The organism is Micromonospora sp. NPDC049139 (genome assembly GCF_055586845.1).
The window spans coordinates 245,762-265,418 of the sequence record NZ_JBVJHK010000007.1; the positions used below are offsets into that span (position 1 = coordinate 245,762).

At 73.2% G+C, this 19,657-nt stretch carries 17 protein-coding genes and 1 tRNA gene; 7 read left to right on the forward strand and 11 right to left on the reverse strand.

All coding sequences use genetic code 11. The features are described from left to right. Positions 1-38: 38 nt before the first annotated feature. Entirely contained in the window at positions 39-632 is a 594-nt protein-coding gene (locus tag ACZ6Q9_RS16135; RefSeq protein ID WP_393259369.1) for a hypothetical protein, read from the forward strand. A 73-nt stretch (positions 633-705) separates the two neighbouring features. Here the strand turns inward: ACZ6Q9_RS16135 and ACZ6Q9_RS16140 are convergent, their stop codons facing one another. Beyond that, positions 706-2,304: a ricin-type beta-trefoil lectin domain protein gene (locus ACZ6Q9_RS16140; protein WP_396829253.1), complete on the reverse strand. Its 1,599-nt coding sequence runs from the start codon at positions 2,302-2,304 to the stop codon at positions 706-708. Positions 2,305-2,663: 359 nt separating this feature from the next. Further along, on the reverse strand, positions 2,664-4,901 hold the full coding sequence (locus tag ACZ6Q9_RS16145; RefSeq protein WP_396829254.1) for a hypothetical protein: 2,238 nt from the start codon (positions 4,899-4,901) through the stop codon (positions 2,664-2,666). Between the two features lie 122 nt (positions 4,902-5,023). Here ACZ6Q9_RS16145 and ACZ6Q9_RS16150 point away from each other — a divergent pair, with 122 nt between their 5' ends. Continuing rightward, a complete protein-coding gene (locus tag ACZ6Q9_RS16150; protein ID WP_357698383.1) occupies positions 5,024-5,731 on the forward strand; it encodes a glycosyltransferase family 2 protein in 708 nt (235 codons plus the stop codon). Positions 5,732-5,770: 39 nt separating this feature from the next. On the opposite strand, the gene ACZ6Q9_RS16155 is transcribed toward ACZ6Q9_RS16150, so the two are convergent. Both ACZ6Q9_RS16155 and ACZ6Q9_RS16160 read right to left on the reverse strand, forming a co-directional pair. Next, positions 5,771-6,673 carry a transketolase family protein gene (locus ACZ6Q9_RS16155; protein WP_396829255.1) on the reverse strand — a complete coding sequence of 301 codons (903 nt, stop codon included), beginning with the start codon at positions 6,671-6,673 and terminating at the stop codon, positions 5,771-5,773. 2 nt (positions 6,674-6,675) lie between these two features. Continuing rightward, the gene (locus ACZ6Q9_RS16160; RefSeq protein WP_396829257.1) at positions 6,676-7,419 is read right to left on the reverse strand and encodes a transketolase; all 744 of its coding nucleotides are present in this window, start codon (positions 7,417-7,419) and stop codon (positions 6,676-6,678) included. Between the two features lie 46 nt (positions 7,420-7,465). Here ACZ6Q9_RS16160 and soxR point away from each other — a divergent pair, with 46 nt between their 5' ends. Continuing rightward, a complete protein-coding gene (gene soxR, locus ACZ6Q9_RS16165; protein ID WP_393459372.1) occupies positions 7,466-7,930 on the forward strand; it encodes a redox-sensitive transcriptional activator SoxR in 465 nt (154 codons plus the stop codon). Between the two features lie 179 nt (positions 7,931-8,109). Here the strand turns inward: soxR and ACZ6Q9_RS16170 are convergent, their stop codons facing one another. Both ACZ6Q9_RS16170 and ACZ6Q9_RS16175 read right to left on the reverse strand, forming a co-directional pair. Continuing rightward, entirely contained in the window at positions 8,110-9,087 is a 978-nt protein-coding gene (locus tag ACZ6Q9_RS16170; protein WP_393459369.1) for an NAD(P)H-quinone oxidoreductase, read from the reverse strand. Positions 9,088-9,096: 9 nt separating this feature from the next. Beyond that, positions 9,097-9,636 (reverse strand): AAA family ATPase, encoded by a 540-nt coding sequence (locus ACZ6Q9_RS16175; RefSeq protein ID WP_396829258.1) that lies wholly within the window; start codon positions 9,634-9,636, stop codon positions 9,097-9,099. A 97-nt stretch (positions 9,637-9,733) separates the two neighbouring features. On the opposite strand from ACZ6Q9_RS16175, the gene ACZ6Q9_RS16180 reads away from it, so the two are divergent. Then, a tRNA-Ser gene (locus tag ACZ6Q9_RS16180) sits at positions 9,734-9,822 on the forward strand. Between the two features lie 165 nt (positions 9,823-9,987). On the opposite strand, the gene ACZ6Q9_RS16185 is transcribed toward ACZ6Q9_RS16180, so the two are convergent. Together ACZ6Q9_RS16185 and ACZ6Q9_RS16190 are read right to left on the reverse strand one after the other, a co-directional pair. Then, on the reverse strand, positions 9,988-11,001 hold the full coding sequence (locus ACZ6Q9_RS16185) for a hypothetical protein (protein ID WP_396829259.1): 1,014 nt from the start codon (positions 10,999-11,001) through the stop codon (positions 9,988-9,990). Positions 11,002-11,331: 330 nt separating this feature from the next. Then, complete coding sequence (locus ACZ6Q9_RS16190) at positions 11,332-12,039, reverse strand: hypothetical protein (RefSeq protein WP_396829260.1); 708 nt, start codon at positions 12,037-12,039, stop codon at positions 11,332-11,334. 153 nt (positions 12,040-12,192) lie between these two features. On the opposite strand from ACZ6Q9_RS16190, the gene ACZ6Q9_RS16195 reads away from it, so the two are divergent. Beyond that, on the forward strand, positions 12,193-12,726 hold the full coding sequence (locus ACZ6Q9_RS16195) for a YbhB/YbcL family Raf kinase inhibitor-like protein (protein WP_393259353.1): 534 nt from the start codon (positions 12,193-12,195) through the stop codon (positions 12,724-12,726). Positions 12,727-12,853: 127 nt separating this feature from the next. Here the strand turns inward: ACZ6Q9_RS16195 and ACZ6Q9_RS16200 are convergent, their stop codons facing one another. Continuing rightward, positions 12,854-13,564: a class I SAM-dependent methyltransferase gene (locus ACZ6Q9_RS16200; protein WP_350712433.1), complete on the reverse strand. Its 711-nt coding sequence runs from the start codon at positions 13,562-13,564 to the stop codon at positions 12,854-12,856. Positions 13,565-13,775: 211 nt separating this feature from the next. On the opposite strand from ACZ6Q9_RS16200, the gene ACZ6Q9_RS16205 reads away from it, so the two are divergent. Next, positions 13,776-15,596 (forward strand): DUF6311 domain-containing protein, encoded by a 1,821-nt coding sequence (locus tag ACZ6Q9_RS16205; protein ID WP_396829261.1) that lies wholly within the window; start codon positions 13,776-13,778, stop codon positions 15,594-15,596. A 22-nt stretch (positions 15,597-15,618) separates the two neighbouring features. Here the strand turns inward: ACZ6Q9_RS16205 and ACZ6Q9_RS16210 are convergent, their stop codons facing one another. Then, on the reverse strand, positions 15,619-16,398 hold the full coding sequence (locus ACZ6Q9_RS16210; RefSeq protein ID WP_393260607.1) for an IucA/IucC family C-terminal-domain containing protein: 780 nt from the start codon (positions 16,396-16,398) through the stop codon (positions 15,619-15,621). A gap of 282 nt (positions 16,399-16,680) precedes the next feature. On the opposite strand from ACZ6Q9_RS16210, the gene ACZ6Q9_RS16215 reads away from it, so the two are divergent. Continuing rightward, positions 16,681-18,198, forward strand: a complete 1,518-nt coding sequence (locus ACZ6Q9_RS16215; RefSeq protein WP_396829262.1) for a peptide deformylase — start codon at positions 16,681-16,683, stop codon at positions 18,196-18,198. A gap of 223 nt (positions 18,199-18,421) precedes the next feature. Here the strand turns inward: ACZ6Q9_RS16215 and ACZ6Q9_RS16220 are convergent, their stop codons facing one another. Next, positions 18,422-19,540: a globin domain-containing protein gene (locus ACZ6Q9_RS16220; protein WP_393259347.1), complete on the reverse strand. Its 1,119-nt coding sequence runs from the start codon at positions 19,538-19,540 to the stop codon at positions 18,422-18,424. Between the last annotated feature and the right edge of the window lie 117 nt (positions 19,541-19,657).

A 19,657-nucleotide genomic window follows, 5' to 3' on the forward strand; every position in this document is an offset into this window, starting at 1 on the left:
GGAGGCTGGGATTCCACGGACGGACGAGAGGGAGACTCATGGCACGTTGGGGAATCGCCGCCGGCACGCTGTTCGCGGCGGTCGCGTTGGGGCTCACCGGCTGCGGCGCGGCCGAGGTGGCGGGCCAACCGGCCCGCGAGACCGCCGTCGAGGTCGTCGCGGCGCTCGGCGCGGAGGGCCAGGCGCTCGCCGCGATGGGCTTCGACGCCGGCGACCTGGACGTCGACCCCGTGGCCGCACCCGCCTCGCCGACGGCCTCGCCCGCCGCGACCGGGGAGAAGCCGCGACGCGAGCGCGCGGAGGAGTGGCGTAAGCGCCGGCAGGCCCGGGTGCTGCTGCGGAAGAACACGCTGCACGGCGAGGCCGTGGTGCGGACGAAGGACGGCGGCACGAGGACCGTCGCCGTGCAGCGGGGCGAGGTGACCGCGATCGACGGCGGGAAGATGACCGTGAAGTCCACCGACGGCTTCACCATGACCTGGACCTTCGGCGACGAGCTGCGCGTCGTCGAGCGTCGTACGACGATCGCGTCCACCGACATCGGGGTGGGCACGACGGTCGGCGTGGCTGGCGCCAAGGAGGGCGACGGCGGCGTGGCCCGCCTGATCGTCGTGCCGGTCAAGCAGAAGTAGGTGTGGCCGCCGTGCCCGGCGGAGGGATCAGGCCGGACCGCCCGGAGCCGGGCACGGCGGGCCACACCCCACCTCAGTACACCCGGGAGCCGATGAAGTCGTCGTGCCCGTAGCCCACCGGGTTGGCGAAGGCGCGGGACTCGAACGACCACTGCTGGCGCGTGCTGGTGGAGCAGGTGGCCAGCCGCAGCCGCGGGGTGCCCAGCCACGGGTCGTCGAAGGCCAGGCAGAGGTTGGTGTTGCCGGCCGCCTTGATCTGGTTGCCGGCCAGCACGAACCTCTGGTTGGCGCCGCCGTGGCAGTCGTGGACGTTGACCGCCGTGCCGGAGTTCAGCGTGCCGCCCGAGACGTCCAGGCAGCGGTCGTGGGAGAGCTCCGAGTGCAGCGACTGCCGGGCCGGGTCGTACCAGAAGCCCTGGTTGCGCCCGCCGTGGCAGCCGTACGACTGCTGCGGCGTGCCGTTGCGCGAGTCGTAGCCCTTGCCGTCGACGCAGGTGCCGGTGGCGGCGTTGCGTAGCTGCCTGAACTCGAACAGCCCCGGGTAGAGCACGCCGTTGCCGGTGCTGGCCGGGTCGACGCAGGTGGCGCGCTGCTGCCCGGAGTTCCAGAACTGGGTGACGCACTGGGCGAACATGCCGTGCCCCCGATAGTTCGGGTGGAACGACTGCCGCGCCGCGTTCTCGTCCCAGACGCCGATCTCGATGTGGAGGCCGCGGACGGCGGTGTTGTCGGTGCACACCTCGTGGCCGTGGAACAGCCGGCTCGCGTCGAGGTAGCGGGTGCCGGTGTTGGTCGCCGCCGCCCGCAGCGCCGACTCGAACAGGGGCACCGCCTTGTTCCGGGCGAACGCGGCGTCGGCCAGGTAGAGCAGGCAGCCACCGGCGTACCAGCCGGGGAAGTTCGGGTTGTCCTCCACGTCCGGGCTGCCGGGGCTCGGGTACGACATGAGCACCAGCTCGTAGTCCGACCGCAGGTAGCCCGCGCCCGTCATGGTCTGCCGGATGTCGGTGAGCGCGTCCTCGACCGCCTGTCGGCTGCCGTCGGTGCGCACCGTCCACTGGTCGGTGTAGGTGGGGTAGCAGGGGCCCTGAAAGAAGACCCGGCGGATGGTGCAGTCGGTGGCGACGGGGCCGAACTGGATCGTGCCGTCGCCGTTCGCGCCGACCACCACCCAGATCAGCTTGATGTGCGTGTTGCGCGCCTTGATCGCCAGGTGGTCGCCCTGGTTCAGCTCGTTGTGCTGGGTGGGTCCGCCCCGGATCAGGTTCCACGGGGTCGCGCCGGAGCAGGCGATGTTGTACTTCTCGTCGGCGGGTATGCCGGTGCGGAAGACCGCCTGGTCGTACGAGCGGTCGCACCAGTTGCCGGGTTCGTGGGTGCCGGGGACGTAGTTGCCCACCCCCTCGCCCGAGATCTCGCTGTCGCCCATCGTGATCAGCGCGGTGCGGCGCTGTTCGATGGGGCGGATGGCGGGCGCGCCGTAGAGGGCGGTGGCCTCGGCGGCGCGGATCGCCTCCAGGTTGCCGGGGAGTGGCTGGATGGCCGGACGGTCGGCCGCGGTGGCGGGGGAGGCCGTTCCGGCGAGCATCGGCAGGACGAGCGCGGCGGCGGCGACGACGGTGAGCACCCGTCGTCGGGTCGCGCGTTCGCGTCTGGCAGGGGAACCATGCATCGACGCACTCCTTTCAGCTCGATCGCGGGACATCGATCGAGTTACCAGAAGGTAGCGCCGGCTTCGAGATATGTGAATGTGTCTCGGAATCCTTGCGCGCGGAGTGTAGAACCGGACGATCCGGGCGAGGCGGACGACGTCAGGGGTGCCGCGGCCGTCGCTCCGGCCGCCCTCTCCGGCGTGGCCGGGCGGCATCGGCGGTGTCCGGCCGGAGGCGCCGGGCGGCATCGGCGGTGTCCGGCCGGAGGCGCCGGGCGGCGTCGGCGGTGCGCGGCCGGAGGCGCCGGGCGGTGCCGGCGGTGCGCGGCCCGGACGCGCCGGGCGGTGCCGGCGGTGCGCCGGCGGAGACGCCGGGCGGGTCAGCGCCCGGGCGGCAGGGCGTAGCCGACGTAGCCCCGGAACTCGACGCGCCAGCCCGCCGGCACCAGCTCCGCACACGCCGGCCGGCTGCCGGTGCAGACGATCGCGTCCACCAAGGCGGGGTCGGCCGGCGGGCGCCCGGGCAGCACGGACTGCAGCGCCACCAGCTCCGGCGGGCGGCCGTCGGCGTCCCGCAGCAGCAGCCACCAGGGGTACTCCCAGTTGTCGTTCTGCTGCACCAGGCCGATCCGGCGGGCGTCCGTCGCGCGTACCGCGCCCGCCGCCCAGCGGAACTCCTCCGCCCACTGGGGGCGCCGCAGGAACCGGGTCTCCCACTCGGAGGTGGTGAAGACCGAGCCCGCGCCGACCAGCCGGCGCGGGAAGCCGTACGACACCGCGAGCACCCCGGCCAGCGCGCAGGTGGCCAGCACGGTCACCGCGAGCCCGACCGCCACCGACCGCCGTCCCGCGCCGCCGTCCCGCGCGGTCGACCGGCGGCGGAACAGCGCGTCGAGCCAGAGCCCCGCCAGCGGTACGGCCAGCGCCAGCGCGTAGAGCAGCAGGCGGTTGCCCCACGGCTGCCACTTGACCATGGCGGTGTGCAGCAGCACGGCCACCACCACGACCACCGCGTACGCGCGCAGCGGCCCCACCTGCGTCGGGCCGACCCGGCCCGGCCTGGCCAGCGCGAACCCCGTCCCGATCAGCGCCAGCGCCCCGGCCAGCGGGAAGGCCACCCGGTCCTCGTCCGGGTACCAGGACGGCACCGGGAAGCGTTCCCGCCCGAAGGTGGTGGCCCGGTCCTGGGGGTCCACCCCGATCAGGTCGGCGCCGGCGACGATCGCCTCGGCGCCGGCCCGGCGCAGCGGCGCGAGCGGGGTGTCGAACGCCGTGTGCGCGATCCGCAGCGCGTTGACGAGCACCGAGGGCGGGTCGTGCCGCTCCATCGGGACGGACTCGCGCAGCCGGGGCGGGCCGAGCGGGTGCCCGAACTCGGCGGTCACCCGGGCGAGGAACGGACCGACCACGACCGCCGCGACCAACAGGATCAGCACGGACCCGGCCACCGTCCGGGCCACCTGGCGCCCCGGCCGGAGGCCGCCGGGCGCGGCAGCCCCACCGGCGTGACCGACATCCGGGCCGCCCACCGCGCCGGCCCTGTCGGGCACCGCTCCGGCGCGCTCCCGCGCGGTGCCCCGCGCCAGTCGTAGCTGGGCGAGCCCCCAGAGCACCAGCAGCGGCCCGAGCGCCATCAGGCCGTTGGTCTTGGTGACCGCGGTCAGCCCGGTGGCCGCCCCCAGCCCGAGCATCGTCCCGACCCCGGCGCGCCGGCGCAGCCCGTCCAGCGCGAGCGTCGCCGCGCAGGCCACCCAGGCGGCGCAGACCAGGTCGGTCTGGGTGCTGGTCGCCTGGAGCGCCACCATCGGCGTGGTGGCCAGCACGAACGCGGTGAGCAGCTGGGCCCGGCGGCTCCCGCCGAGCTGGGCGGTGATCCGGGTCGCCGCCAGCAGGACGCCGACCCCGGCGGCCCACTGCACCAGGTGGTGCAGCGCGTCGCCGCCGGTGAAGAGGCGCAGGTGCAGCAGCAGGTACTCGGCGCCGGGCGGGATGGTCACCTGGCGGTGGATGGCGGTGGGCCAGAAGTCGAGGTCGCCCTGGGCCACCCAGTGCTCCACCTTCGGCAGGTGGTAGGTCTGCGAGTCGAAGTTGTTCGGTTCGGCCAGCAGGGCGATCAGCAGCTCGACCAGGAGCAGCGCGCCGACCGTGCCGGCGAGCAGCCGCTCGCCCCGCCCCGCCGTACGCCAGACTTCGGCCAGACCGGTCCACCAGCCGGACCGGCGGGCCCCGGCGGCGCCCGGCGCGCCGGCATCCGGTGCGGGCGGCGGGGCCGGGGCACCGGTGGTGGGGCCGGTGGTCGCGCCGACCAGGGCGCGGCGTGGCGCCGCGACCGCCGCCGCCCGTCGCGCGGCGTCCCGCCACCGGCGCTGTCCGGCGGCCGCGCCGGTGGCGGCGAGGAAGAGCAGCCAGGCGACGGCGAACGCCGGCAGGGTGAGCAGCCCCAGCGCGCCGAGCAACTCCACCGTGAGTACCGCGAACGCGCCCGTGACCAGGGCGGCCCGGACCAGCGCGAGGCGCAGCGGCGCCACGGTCTCGGTGGCCAGCGGCCGGAGGGCGACGGTGAGCAGTCCGATCGCGGCGACGGGGGCCAGGGCGAGCGGGTAGCCGGCTGCCGACATGGCGGAAGTAAACACCATCTTCCTGAGGCCGCCACGGTCGATGCCCGCGGTGCTGGGCACCGTCCCGCTGACCAGCCAGGCTAGGCTAGGGCCGACGTATTGTCGCCACCGTGGAGATTCCCGTGAAGCTCTCGATCCTCATGCCGGTCTACAACGAGGAAGAACGCATCGCGGATGCTCTCAAGCAGGCGTTGGCGGTCGACTACCCGTGCGAGATCGAGCTGGTCGTGGTCGACGACGGCAGCCGGGACGGCACCGGTGAGATCCTCGGCCGGGCCGACGACGCGCGCCTGCGGGTCATCACCCACCAGCGCAACGCCGGCAAGGGCGCGGCCATCAAGACGGCGGTCGACAACGCGGAGGGTGATTACCTGGTCATCCTCGACGCCGACCTGGAATACGACCCGCAGGACATCCCCAAGCTGCTCGACCCGGTGCTCGACGGGCGGGCCACGGTCGTCTACGGCAATCGCACCTTCGGCAGCCACAGCGCCTACAGCTTCTGGTACGTGATGGGCAACAAGGGCGTCACGATGGCCGCCAACGTGCTGTTCAACTCCTACATCGGCGACCTGGAGACCTGCTTCAAGCTGATGCCGGTCGACCTCTACCGCTCGCTCGACGTCCGCTCGCGCGGCTTCGGCATGGAGGCGGAGGTGACCGGCAAGCTGCTGCGCCGCCGGATCCGCCCCTACGAGGTGCCGATCAGCTACCGGGCGCGGGGCCGCGAGGAGGGCAAGAAGATCACCTGGAAGGACGGCGTCGAGGCGCTCTGGATCCTCGGCCGCGAGCGCACCCGCCGCCGCCCCCTCGGCGCCCCCACCCGCTGACCCGCCGCCGAGACCTGCCCCGCGGCGGGTCGTCGCGGCTCAGCGGCCGGCCGGCGCCAGCGCCGACTCCAGGAACCCGCCGACCGAGCGGCGCAGCCTGGCGGCGTCCAGCCCGTGCCACCGGGTGTGGTCCTCGGCCGACCCGTAGCGGCGCAGCTCCTCGCGCCCGACGCCGAGCGCCAGCAGCCGGTGCGGCCGGTCGGCCAGCGCCGCCGACACCACCCGCGCCGACGTCCCGGCCAGGTAGGGCTCGACCAGGATCACCTCCGTGCCGGCCAGCGCCCGCAGCCCCGCGGTGTCGAACGGCCGGGGCCGGTGGGTGTACGCCACCGTGACGCCCAGATCGGCCGCCGCGGCGAGCGACGCGTCCAGCACCGGGCCGACCGCGACCAGCAGCGGGGCGCCCGGCCCCGCGTCCCGGAGCACGCGCAGCGCGCCGTCGCCGCCGTACGGCCGGTCGTTGTGCTGGGTGGAGAGCCGCAGGTACGCCGAGCCGTCGGCGGCCACCGCGTCCCGCAGCAGCGCCGGCACCTCGTCGGGGTGGCCGGGGACGTGCACGGTCCAGCCGTGCAGGGTGTCGATCAGCGAGACGTCCGCCGGCGAGAGGTGGGTGCGCCCGGCAGCCGCCCGGTCGTACGACGCGCCGACGCTGACCAGCACCGCGCCCACACCCTGGTGGTCGAGGTCCAACTTGAGCTGCTCGTACGCGCGCTCGACCAGGAACGGGGCGTAGCTGTGCGCGATCGGCCGCAGCCCGGTCAACGCCAGCCCGCCGGCCACGCCCACCATCAACTGCTCGCGGATCCCGACGTTGAGGACCCGGTCCGGGTGTCGCCGCGCGGCCGGGGCGAACGCGGCGGCGGAGATGTCCGCCAGCACCAGCGCCGTACGCGGATCGTCCGCGAGCAGCGCGGTGGTGGTGTCGACGAAACGGTCCCGCACGGTCACTCCCCCTGGTCGACGACCGCGACGACGACGTGCGGCCGGTGGTTGTCCTGCCCGGTCAGGGCGGTGTGCAGGGCGTCGTGGTCGCGCCCGTCGACGGTGGCGGCGGTCCAGCCGTTGACGGTGAACCGGGCCGCGGCGCCGCCCGGCCAGCCGTGCGTGGCGGAGCCGTTGTCGATCACGATCGCGGTCAGGTTGCCCAACCCGGTCGCGCCCGCGTACGCGATCGCCTCGTGGTTGGATCCCTCGTCCAGCTCCGCGTCGCCGAGCAGCACGAAGACCCGGGGCGTGAGCAGGCCCTGGGCGCGCAGCCCGAGCGCGGTGCCCACGCCGAGCCCGAGCCCGTGGCCGAGGGAGCCGGAGCCGATCTCCACCCCGGGCACCAGCATCCGGTCGGGGTGGTCGCCGAGTCGGCTCCCCGGGCCGCCCTGGTCGTCCAACCAGTCGGCGGGGACGAAGCCCTTCGCGGCGAGCACGGCGTAGTAGCCGGCGACGGCGTGCCCCTTGGAGAGCAGGAACCGGTCCCGCTCCGGCGCGTCGACGGTCTCCGGGGTGATCCGCAGGATCCGGTCGTAGAGCACCCAGAGCACGTCGACCGTGGAACGGACGTTCGCGCCGAACTCCCGGCCCGCGCGGACCCGCTCGTACAGCGGGGCGACGGGCCCGGGCAGGGGCGGCACGGTCGGGTCGTCCGGCGGTGGGGCGGTCGCCACCCGACCCGCGTTGGCGGTCATCGTGGTCATGCCGCTAGCCTGCAAGTTGAAGTCCGCTTCAACTCAAGGCGACGTGATGCACGAGTCACTGACCATCGGCCAGCTCTCCACCCGCAGCGGCGTGGCCCCCTCGGCGCTGCGCTACTACGAGCGGCTCGGGCTGATCCGGGCCGAGCGGACGGGCGGCAACCAGCGCCGGTACGCCCGCACCGAGCTGCGCCGGGTGGCGTTCATCCGGATCTCCCAGCAGGTCGGCATCTCGCTCGAGGAGATCCGGGAGGCGCTGGACTCGCTGCCGGCCTCCCGTACCCCCACCGCGGAGGACTGGGCGCGGCTCTCCGCGGCCTGGCGGGAGCGCCTGACCGAGAAGATCCGGCTGATGACCAAGCTGCGCGACGACCTCGACGGCTGCATCGGCTGCGGCTGCCTGTCGCTGCGGCGCTGCACGCTCTACAACCCGGACGACTCGCTCTCGGGAGAGGGCTCGGGGGCCCGCCTGATGCTCCCCCGCCCGGCCGCCGACCCGGCGCCGGCCGCCTGACGGCGGACGACGCGGCGGACGACGGCGGCGCGGCGGACGACGGCGGCGGACATGGCGGCCGGCGGTGGCGGACGACGGCGGCGCGGCGGCCGACGGTGGTCGGCGCGGCACCGGCTGCCGCGGCGCGGCACCGGCCGCCGGCCGGCCAGCTCGTGATGCTGCGCCGGCCGATTGACGCGTCAGCCGGTGGTGAGCAGCACCTTGCCGACGTGGTCGCTCGACTCGACCAGCCGGTGCGCCTGCGCCGCCTCGGTGATCGGCAGCCGGCGGTCCACGATCGGCCTGACCGCGCCCGCCTCGACCAGCGGCCAGACCTGCTGGCGGACGCCCCGGACGATCTCCGCCTTCTGATCCCGGGGCCGGGACCGCAGCGCGGTGGCCGCGACCGTGCCCCGCTTGGCCAGCAGCGCGCCGAGATCCAACTCGCCCTTGCGACCGCCCTGCATGCCGATGACCACCAGCCGGCCGTCGGTGGCCAGCGCCGCCACGTTCCGGGGCAGGTAGGAGGCGCCCATGATGTCGAGGATGACGTCGGCGCCCCGGCCGTCCGTGACCCGCCGGACCTCCTCGACGAAGTCCTGCTCGCGGTAGTCGATCGTGTGCGCCGCGCCCAGCTCGCGCAGCCGCTCGTGCTTGGCCGCCCGGGCGGTGACCACCACCGTGGCGCCGAGCGCGACCCCGAGCTGGACCGCGAAGGTGCCAATCCCGCTGCCGCCGCCGTGCAGCAGCAGCGTCTCGCCCTTCGCGAGCCGGGCCAGCTGCACGACGTTCGACCAGACCGTGCAGGCCACCTCGGGCAGCGCCGCCGCGTCGACCAGGTCGACCCCCGCCGGCACCGGCAGCAACTGCCCGGCCGGCACGGCGACGCGCTCCGCGTACCCGCCGCCGGCCAGCAGCGCGCAGACCTCCTGGCCGACCTCCCAGCCGGCCACGTCGGGCCCGGTCGCGCTGATCACCCCGGAACACTCCAGCCCGGGGTACGCGGGCGCGCCCGGCGGCGGCGGGTAGTGCCCCTGCCGTTGCAGCAGGTCCGCCCGGTTCACGGCGGTGGCCCGCACGTCGACGACCACCTCGCCGGGGCCGGGCTCGGGATCGGGCACCTCGCTCCAGACCAGTGCGTCGGGTCCGCCGGGCTCCGGGATCGTCATCGCGCGCATGCCCTGTGTCTACCCCACCCGCCCGTCGGTCCACGCCCGGGACAGGATCTCGTCCACCGTCTGCCCCGGCGTCTGCGCGGAGGTGTCCAGCCAGAGCCCCATGCGGGGCGTCTCCGCGCGGAACCCCGCGTCCAGGTCGGCGACCGGCCAGTCGCCGTACCCGGTCTTCTCCCGGGCGTCCTCGCGGGCGGCGACGACCTCGGGGCTCGGCGCGAGCACGACGACCGCCAGCGGGCGGTGCCGGATGCGGTCGACCATGCCCGGCAGGTCCGCACCGAGGATCACGTCCTGGAGCACCACCGTGAAGCCCGCGGCCGCGTAGCGGTCCGCCGCCGCCGCCGCGAGGTCGTAGCGCAGCCGCAACTGCCGCCACGCCTCCTCCGACGGCTCGGCGGTCATCTCCTCCCGCCCGCTGACCACCATCCGCCGGAAGACGTCCCCACGCAGGTGCACCGCGCGCGGCAGCCGCCCGGCCAGCGCCTCGGCCACAGTGGACTTGCCGGCGGCCATGATGCCGGTGATCAGCACGACGGACGGGGTCTCCCACATGCCGCCGATCATCTCAACGCGGGTGCCGTGCCCGCTCGCCCGGTGCGCCGCCGTGGCAGACTAGGCACGGTCGCGTACCCCTGCGGGGCGCGGCCCGGGAGGGTTCGCCTAGTGGCCGATGGCGCTGGTCTTGAAAACCGGTAAGGGCAGCGATGTCCTTCGTGGGTTCGAATCCCACACCCTCCGCCCCTGAACAGCAGAAACGCCCCCTGACCAGCGCGAACGCCGGTCAGGGGGCGGGTCTACGGACGGTGAGCCGGTCTCACTTCGTCTCGCTCCGGGCCGCCGCGTCCGGACGCTGTCGCCGTTGTCGGTCTCCGCGTCGCCGATCAGAAACGTCACCGGTGGCGCTCAGTGGGCCGCCACGCCCGACAGTTCGGCGCGCTGCTCCCTGTCGCTGGGCGACGCGGACCGCCGACGCGCAGCGACGACCACCGCAGCGGTCGTCACGAGGGTGAACACCGCCACCCCGGCGAAGGCGACCAGTGTCTGCCGATCGAGACGGGTCACCGGCATGCCTCGCTTCGCCTGCCAGGTGAATATCGCGAACACACCGGTGTAGCCGAGGCTGGCGACGCCGACCAGTCGGGCACGCACCCATTCGTCGCGGAGCCAACCATGACTGGCCGCGAGCACACCCAGGATCGCGGTGACGAGCAGCAGCACCTGGATGGCGTGCAGGCCGACGAAGTGCGGTACGCGGAGGTCGCCGCCGGTCGTACTCCAGTTGGTGAGGAACATTCCGTTGCCGTCGGGATCACCGATTCCGTGGCCGCCGGTCATCGACACCGGGTGGCCGTTGGCGTCGGTCACCGTGCGGGGTGCTGCGCTCGAGGAGTTGCCGAGCCAGAGGGCCACGACCATGCTGGCGACGGCAAGCCCGAGTCCGGCGCGCAGGGCGCGGGTCATGGCGCGGTCGCCGGTGCGTTGGATCAGGACCAGGACCGCGATGATCAAAGTGGTCAGCAGGAGTGGCGCGACGCCGATGGAGAACACCGTCCGCACGGTTTCGGCGACAGGCTCGGCATTGTTGTTGAAGTGGCTGAAGGTGCCGTGTGCGGCAGCGTAGGCGACGGCACCGACGTCCAGCAGACCGGCGACCGCGAAAACGGTGCCGAGCCACCAGCCGAGACGCCTGCCCTTGCTCAGCTTGCTGAGCAGCCACGCCAGGGTCAGGCCGTACACCCCCATGGCGAAGCCGAACTTCATCGGCTTCACCCAGACCGATTCGCCCATGAGCAGGCGATCGTCGACGAACAGGCCGACGGCGGAGACCAACGTCAGGGTGAACATGAGCGTCACGTTCGCCACCAGCGGGCGGTGCCAGCCGCGTAGCGGGCTGAGGCACGTTGCAACGATGGTCATCGGGCTCCAGACGAGGATCAGGGGGCCGGATCTGTTCGAACGAGCCCGCCGTGGACGGTGCTGATGCGTCCACCAGCCTCAGCGACTTCGCCCCGCTCAACCATCCGATCAGCCCCCGGACGCGTCCGCCGGTCAACCCCCGGCCGGGCCGGGGGTTATCCCCCGGCCCGGGCAGGCGCGCCGAGATCGATCCTCACCCGAGTTCGGAATGTTTCGAGCCGAGTCTCGGCCGGCGCCGGCTGCACACCATCCGGCCCGGAACAGCACAACGCCCCCTGGCCGGCGCGAACCCTGGCCAAGGGGCGTCGTGGTGCCCGTTCGGGTGGTGCGTCAGTAGTCCAGCAGCAGGGGCTGACGGTGCTCGATCGCGGTCTCGGCGAGATCGAGCATCACGGCGAGGCCGAACCGTGCGAACTCCACCAGCGACGGGTCGTCGGTGAACAGCCCACGCCGAAGCTCCGCCGGGTCGTACCCGGCGAGGAGACCGGCGCGTTCGTCCAGCAGGCGCAGCTCCGCCGCCAGCCGATCGATCGAACCCATTCGGGTCGGCTGACCCGTCGGCCGGGACGCCTCGATCACCAGCGGATCCTCGGCGAGCGGCAACCACCACTCCACCCCGGACAGCAGGGTGACGTAGCGCTCGGGCTGTGCCGAGGCCGCCTGGTACGCGGGCGCGTCAGCGAACTCGCGCGGGCTGTCTTCCTTGCCCCAGGGGCCCGGATGCAGGTCCGGGCGCTCGTCGTACGCGGCGAACAGCAGGACGGCGCCGAATCCGTCCCAGTCGGGTTTGTCGGTCCAGTACGGCTGAATCGCGCCCTCCGGCCAGTCCACGGGGCCGCCGAGCGCCTCCCCGAGCCACTGTTGCCACTCCCGTACGGCGTTCTGAACCATGTCCGGGTCGGTCTCGTGGTCCTCGTCCTCGTGCGCCCGGACGATCCGCACGTCGTATCCCTCCTGTGCGCCGATCTGCTGTGTGATGGTCAGCCAGTCGTTCAGGTGGTAGCGGGTCAGCGGTCCGACGTAGAGATCAAGGCCCATGGGGAGGCATTCTTGCCCACGGCGCACGTGACGTGCCGGCTCGGGTCGAAGCCGCCTCGTACGGGACGCCGGGCGCCGCCGGTTCGATCGCGGGCACCGGCGGGGTATGAAGGGTGCGGAGGACAACCGCGCTCACCGGAAGGACCTGTCCAGATGACCCTGGAACGACCGATCGCCCCGGACCCGTACGAGCTGCTGCCGACCGTGTCGTCGTTCACCCTGACCAGCGACGACGTGCAGAACGGCGAGCCGATGGACACCGCGTACGCCCACGGCAGCGTCGGGGGCGGGAACGTCTCGCCGCAGCTCGCCTGGTCCGGCTTCCCGGCCGAGACCAAGGGCTTCGTGGTGACCTGCCTCGACCCGGACGCCCCGACGGGCAGCGGGTTCTGGCACTGGGTGCTGGTCAACCTGCCGGCGAGCGTCACCGAGTTGCCCAGAGGAGCGGGCGCGGAGGATCTCGGCGGTGCCTTCACGGTCCGCAACGACTACGGCGACCAGGGCTACGGCGGCGCCGCGCCGCCGGCCGGTGACCGCCCGCACCGCTACGTCTTCGCCGTGCACGCCCTGGACGTGGAGCGCCTCGACGTCACGCCCGACGCGACCCCCGCCGCGGTCGGCTTCAACCTGGCCTTCCACACCCTGGCTCGCGCCGTCATCCGCCCCACCTACCAGATCAAGGAGTAGTCCCTCCGCCCGTCAGCTCCCGTGATCTTGCACTTGCTGCCCGGACGTAACGGACGAAAGCCTCGGAACGAGGGCGGAAAGTGCAAGATCGCGGGAGCGGGAGCGGGAGCGTGAGCGGGAGAACGGGTCAGGCGGGGACGCGGGCGACGGCGAAGACGGACTGGCCGAACGGGGGGCGGACGCGCTGCTCCGCCGCCTTGGTGGCGGGGAGCACGAGGGTGTCGTAGACCTTGACCATCGGGCCCTCCTTCGGCATCAGCCGGAAGACCTTGGTCGCCATGAAGTAGCCGATCAGCCCGAGCGCGTTCGCATAGTGGATCTTCTCCACCGTCAGGCCGGCGGCGGTCATCGCGTCGGCCAGGGTCTTCTTGGTGTAGCGGCGCACGTGGCCGGTGGCGATGTCCGCCGGGCTCATCGCGAACTGGAACGCCGGCACGATGATGATGACGTTGCCGCCAGGCCGGACCAGGTCGCGCATGCTGCGCAGCGCGCCCACGTGGTCCTCGATGTGCTCCAGCACGTTGTACGACACGGCCGCGCTGTAGTCGCCCCGCTCCGAGTGCGGCAGCAGCATCTGGCGGACCTCGATGTTCGGCTGGTCGGCCAGCCGCTCCTTCAGGGAGACGAGCCGGTCCGGGTCGGCCTCGGTGGCGGTGAACCGGGGCAGCCGCTCCGCCCACTCCAGCGCGTAGTCGCCGAGCCCGCTGCCGATCTCGATCGGGTTGTCACCGAGGTGCGGCACCGCCAGCTCGACAAACCAGCGACGGTGGTTGACCGCGGTCGCGAGGCCTTCCAGGACCTCGGACTGCACGCGCTGATCCCCAGTGATTTCTGCCATGCGTCGATTCCTCACGATATGACTCGACCCGCGCCTGGACCGACAGAGTGAATCATCCGCGCTGACGGCAGAAGAATCGGGGCACCTGGGTGGCCGAATTGCGGTCGGGGGGTGGGCACGTGATCGGCGGTCGGCGAACCCGGCACATGGTACGCCAGTACCCCGAAACATGTCACGGCGGTGCCATAGCCTGACTACTCTACGAATCGTTATGACTACTCCTGAATCGGACCTCCCCGCCGGCGTGCCGGGACGCGGAGCGCCGGAAAGCGGGTCCGACCGGGGCGTACGCCCCTGGAAGGGGTGGTGGACGGACCTCGCCGCCGTGGCGAGCTTCGTCCTGCTCGGCTTCTGGGTGACCGCGCGGCTGTGGCTGCGTCCGTCCCACGGCATCCGGGACAACCGTACGGACCAGTCCCAGTTCGAGTGGATGATGGCGCACGGCGCGCGGGTGGTGACCGATTTCGTTTATCCGTTCACGTCGGACCGGATGAACGTGCCGGACAGCGTCAACCTGATGGCAAATACGTCCGTATTATCCGTGTCTATCCCAATGACGCCCGTCACGCTGTTGTTCGGCACGCGGGCGTCGTTTCTGCTGTTCCTCACATTGGGCATGATCGCCACGGCGACGGCCTGGTACCTCCTGCTCTCCCGGGTGGTCGTCGGCTCCCGGGGGCCGGCCTGGCTCGGCGCGGCGTTCTGCGCGTACGCCCCGGCGATGGTCTCGCACGCGAACGCGCACCCCAACATCGTCTCGCAGTTCGTCGTGCCCCTGATCATCTGGCGCACGCTGCGGCTCGCCGAGCCGGGGCGCTGGCTGCGCAACGGTTTGCTGCTCGCGCTCGCGATCGTCTGGCAGGCCTTCATCAACCTCGAAGTGCTGCTGATGACCGCGATCGGGCTGGGCGTGGTCGTCGGGGCACTCGCCCTCGGCCGGCCCGAACTGCGCCGCCGGGCCCGGCCCTTCCTCGCCGGCCTGGTCACGGGCGCCGTGGTGGCGCTCGTCCTGCTGGCGTACCCGCTGTACGTCCAGTTCTTCGGGCCCGGGGCCTACCACGGACTGTCGTGGCTGATCCGCGGCTACTCCACGGACCTCGCCTCGTTCGTGGCGTACTCCCGGGAGTCCCTCGCCGGTGACGCGCGCACGGCACAGGGACTGGCGAAGAACCCGACCGAGGAGAACGCCTTCTTCGGCTGGGCGCTGGTCGTGCTCGTCGTCGCCCTGCTCTGGTGGCTGCGCCGGCACGTCGTGGTGCGCGGGCTGGCCGCCCTCACGCTGCTCTTCGGCCTGCTCTCCCTGGGGCGGGAGATCCAGCTCAACGGGAGGGGGACCGGGGTGCCCGGCCCGTGGGCGGCGCTGGAGGGCCTGCCGATCCTGCACTCGGTGGTGCCGACCCGGTGGGCGCTGGCGATCACTCCGATCGTCGGGGTGCTGCTCGCCTACGGGGCGGAGCACGTACGCGTCCTGGCCGCCCGGCATCCGCGGGCCCGACCGCAGATCCGCTTCGCCGCCGCCACGGTGCTCGCCATGGCGCTGCTGCCGATCCTGCCCACCCCGCTGCCCACCACCCGGCTCGACCCCGTCCCCGCCTTCGTCACCTCCGGTGCCTGGCGGCCGTACGCGGCCGGCGGACGGAGCATCGTGACGCTGCCCCTGCCCGACACCCACTACGCCGACCCGCTGCGCTGGTCGGCGCGGACCGGGCTGGACATGCCCATCGCCCGCGGCTACTTCCTCGGCCCGGACACCCGCCCCGGGCGGGACCGGGTCGCGCTGTTCTCCGCCCCGCCCCGGCCGACCAGCGAGTTCTTCGCCGAGATCCGGCGCACCGGCGCGGTGCCGCCGATCACCCCGCAGGCGCGGGTCGACGCGGTCGGGGACCTGCGGTACTGGCGGGCGGGCGCGGTGGTCCTCGGCCCGCACCGGCACGCCGACGCGCTGCGCCGGGGGATGACCGAGCTGACCGGCATCCGCCCCACGTACGCCGGAGGGGTCTGGCTCTGGGACGTCCGTACGCTCACCGACTGAGGCGGGACCGGGAGTTCGGGCGTTACGGGCGGACGCAGCAGCCCTGGCAGATCTTGGGCTTGGGGAGGGTGAAGGCGAGGCAGCAGGTGCGGCGCTGCACGGTCGGCTCGCCCGTCGGCCCGGGGACCAGTTCCACCAGGTCGGCGAGGTCCAGCGCGCCGAGCAGGGTCTCGATCGTCTCGACCGAGGAGCCGGGCAGGCCGTCGGCGGCCCGGAGGATGCCGTGGGCGATGCCGGAGGCCACCGACCCGAGCAGGGTGCGCGCGCCGATCCGGACCTCGGCCTGGATCGCGGCGATCATCGGGGCCAGGTGGGCGTCGAGCAGCGAGGCGCGGAGCACCCGGAGCAGCTCGGCCTCGTCGGCGACGACCCGCACCTCGGGCAGCCCGGAGAGTGCCAGCGGGTCGCCCGGCAGCACCGCAACCGTGGTCGAGCGGCGCAGGCCCAGGGTGAGCAGCGGGCGGTGGTCCTCGAAGTGGATCAGCACGTCGGCCGGGTCGAGCAGCGGCACCCGGCGGGCGGAGGCCCAGCCGAGCACCACGGGCAGCGCCGTCCAGTAGCTGTAGGACTTCCAGGCCAGCGCGGCGCAGGCGTGCGGGGTGCCGCCCCAGCGCAGGGTGGCCGAGTGCAGGAACTCCGGCAGCCGGGTGCCGTCGACCAGGGTGCTGGCCCGACCCCAGCCGAACTCGTCGGCGACCAGCAGGCCGGGCGCGAGGCCGGGCACGTCGTCGGTGCCGAACATGGCCCGCAGGGCGGCGGTGACCGGGGCCAGCGGCGCGGCGGCGACCTGGCGCCCAGGCATCACCGCTGTCATCCGACTCATCCCCCGTTCGAAGCGCCCGTCGCTGAGCTAAGGCTAGCCTAACCACAGCTCGCGGGCTAAGGGAAGCCTCACCTACGCCGGATCGGGAGGTGCGGATCACTCCGCCGCGTGCGGCGTACTACCCGGGCGTCGGGGCGGGAAACGCCGGTGCGCAGTATCGAGAAACATCGCTTTGTCAAGGCTCGTGTCGGCAAGGCGGCACTTCTCGTGTGCGCGTGGCCACAGAACGTGAAACTGATACTCCCGGCCACGAGGAAGCTGATGACGACCTCACCGCTCGATCGGGCTGCCGACTCCTTCGCGGCCGAGCTCGCCCGGCACCGTACGGGGCGGGGGCTGTCCAAGAAGCAGCTCGCCACCCTGATGGGGTTCGACCCGTCGTACGTCAGCCACGTCGAGGGGCGGCGACACCGCCCCACCGAGGACTTCGCGCGCCGCGCCGAGGCCGTGCTGGAGGCCAGCGGCGCGATCTGGCAGCGCTTCCGGGAGTACGACGAGCTGCGCCACGCCCGCGCCGAACGGGCCCTCCGGGAGCCGCCCGTCCCCGGGCAGTGGATGCCGCCCGGCACCGGGCTCATCGTCGAGCGGGAACTCGCCACGCTCACTCATATCGGCGACGCGTACCGCTGCGTCATCCGGCGGGAGCTCTACAACGCCGGCACCGAGCCGGTCACCCGCTACCTGGTGCGGGTCGCCGTCGACCGCTACCCGAACGACCCGGGGCGCTCCAACCGGCACCACCGGGAGCATCCGCTCACCTTCGCCGAGCTGCGGCTGCGGGCCGTCCGGGAGGACGCGGGCGAGCAGGAGGCGATGCACTGGCGGGCCAAGCACGACCGGGACGCCTTCAAGGAGATCTGGCTGCTCTTCGAGAACGCCGACCGACGCTTCCCGCTCTACCCCGGCGACCGCGCCACCATCGAGTACGCGTACTGCGTCGGGCACGACAAGTGGGGCCCGTGGTTCCAGCGGGCCGTCCGGCTGCCCACCAGGCAGATGGCCGTACGCCTGGATCTCCCGGCTGCCCTCGACCCGCAGGTCTGGGGCGCGGAGACCTCGCTCTCGGCGGAGGAGGGCCCGCTGCGCACGCCGGTGACCCGCCGCGACGACGCCGACCGGGTGATCTTCGACTGGGCGACCGACGATCCGCCGCTCAACGCGCGCTACCGGTTGCAGTGGCGGTTCCGCGGCCGGCCCGACGCCGAGCCGGAGGAGGCCGGGCGGGTCCGGCCCAGCGACCGGATGCGCGGCATCGGCATCGTGCAGCGCGGCGCCGACCTGCTCCGCCAGCCGGCGCGTCCGTTCGACCTGCCCCGCGAGGAGCAGGCGGCCCGGGACGTGGTCGACCGCCTCTGCGCGGCCCTGGTCCGGCTCGACGAGCTGCACCCGTTCAGCAAGGGCGTGGGCATCGCCGCCCCGCAGCTCGACCTCGGCCGCGCCGCGGCGGTGGTCCGACCCCCCGACCGGTCGGCCGACCCGGTCGTGCTGCTCAACCCCAGGGTGGTCGACACCTCCCCGGACACCGACGAGCAGTACGAGGGCTGCCTCTCCTTCTTCGACCATCGTGGCCTGGTGCCCCGGCCGCTGCGGATCGACGTGGAGCACGCCCAGTACGACGGCAGCCGGATCATCACCTCGTTCGAGTTCGGCATGGCCCGGCTCGTCGCGCACGAGATCGACCACCTGGAGGGGCGGCTCTACGTGGACCGGATGGCGCCGGGCGTGCCGCTGGTGCCCGTCGAGGAGTACCGCGAGACCGGCCACCCCTGGCGCTACTGACGCCCATCCGCGCGTCGTGGCCCTCCCGCCGCCGTGCCCTCTTGCGGTGGTGGCGTGGTGGCGTGCCGGTCGGCTCCCCGGGGTGCGCGACCACGTCCGCCCGGGTGGGAAGGACGGCCGGGCGGACGTGGTCGGGCGGGGCGGTGCCGGTCCGCCCGTCGGGGACCGGGGCGCGTGCCCCAGGGGGCAGGGGCACGCGCCCCGGTTGGGGGGAGGAACGCTTCTAGAGGTCGCCGAAGGTGTCGTAGCGGGTGTTCTGCGGCGGGACGTCGTCCTCGGCGAGGACGCGCAGGGTGGCCCGGACCATCCGGGCGGAACCCGAGACGTAGCAGTCGTGCGCCGTCCACGGCCCGTACCGGCTGGCCACGTCGGAGATGTCGCCCAGCTCGCCGTCGAAGTCCGGGTCCTCGCTGCACGCCGGGGTCACCGACAGCCACGGGTGCGCCGCCACCAACTCCCGGAGCCCGGCCAGGCCGTACAGGTCCGCCTCCGTGCGGGCCCCGTAGAAGACGTGCACCCACCGGGTCCGGTTGTAGCTGGCCAGCTCCTCCACCAGCGCCTTCACCGGGGCGAGCCCGACGCCGCCGGCCACGCAGAGGACGTCCCGCTCGGAGGAGCGGTCCAGCGTCATCGACCCCATCGGCGCCGCCACCCGGAGCAGGTCACCCGGCTTCACCCGGCGGACCAGCGATCCCGAGACCCAGCCGGCGCCCGCCGGCGTACGGACGTGGAACTCCAGCACGTTGTCGTCGTTCGGGGCGTTCGCGATCGAGTAGGTGCGCCACACCCGGGGCTGGTGACGGGGTACCTCGACGCTCACGTACTGGCCGGCCCTCCAGCGCAGCGGGTGCTGCAACGCCCGGCAGGTGAGCACCGCCGTGTCCGTGCCGTACCGCTCGTGGGTCAGCACCTCCGCGTGCCAGAACGGCGGGTTGTCGTCGGCCGCCGCTCCGGCGAGCATCTTCTCCGAGATCGCCGCGTACGCGTCCCGCCACGCCTGGTCGTACTCCAGGTTCCAGCCGTCGCCGGCGGTGCTGCGCAGCGCGTCCAGCAGCGCGACGCCCATGGTCTCGTAGTGCGCCGCCTCGACGTGGTACTTCCGGTGGTCCCGGCCCAGCGAGCGCAGGTACTCGTCGAAGCTCTCCGGGTCGCCGACCGTCTGGCTGGCGGTGACGATCGCCTCCAGGATCCGGTCGCCCTGCCCGGCCATCTGCACCGGGAAGAGCTTCCGCAGCTCGGGGTCGAGGAGGAAGAGCCGGGCGTAGAAGTGACCGGCCAGCCGCTCCCGGTGCTCCTCGACCAGGGTCCAGCTCTCCTTCAGCAGCCGTGCGAAGTCGTCCACGGGGCGCGCTCCTTCTCCTGACGGCGGATCGGGCACCCATAGAATGTCCACGGAGCGTGTCGACCGGTCGCACAGAATGTGCGATCGGCTCGTGAGGTTCGTTCGGCGCTGCCGCCG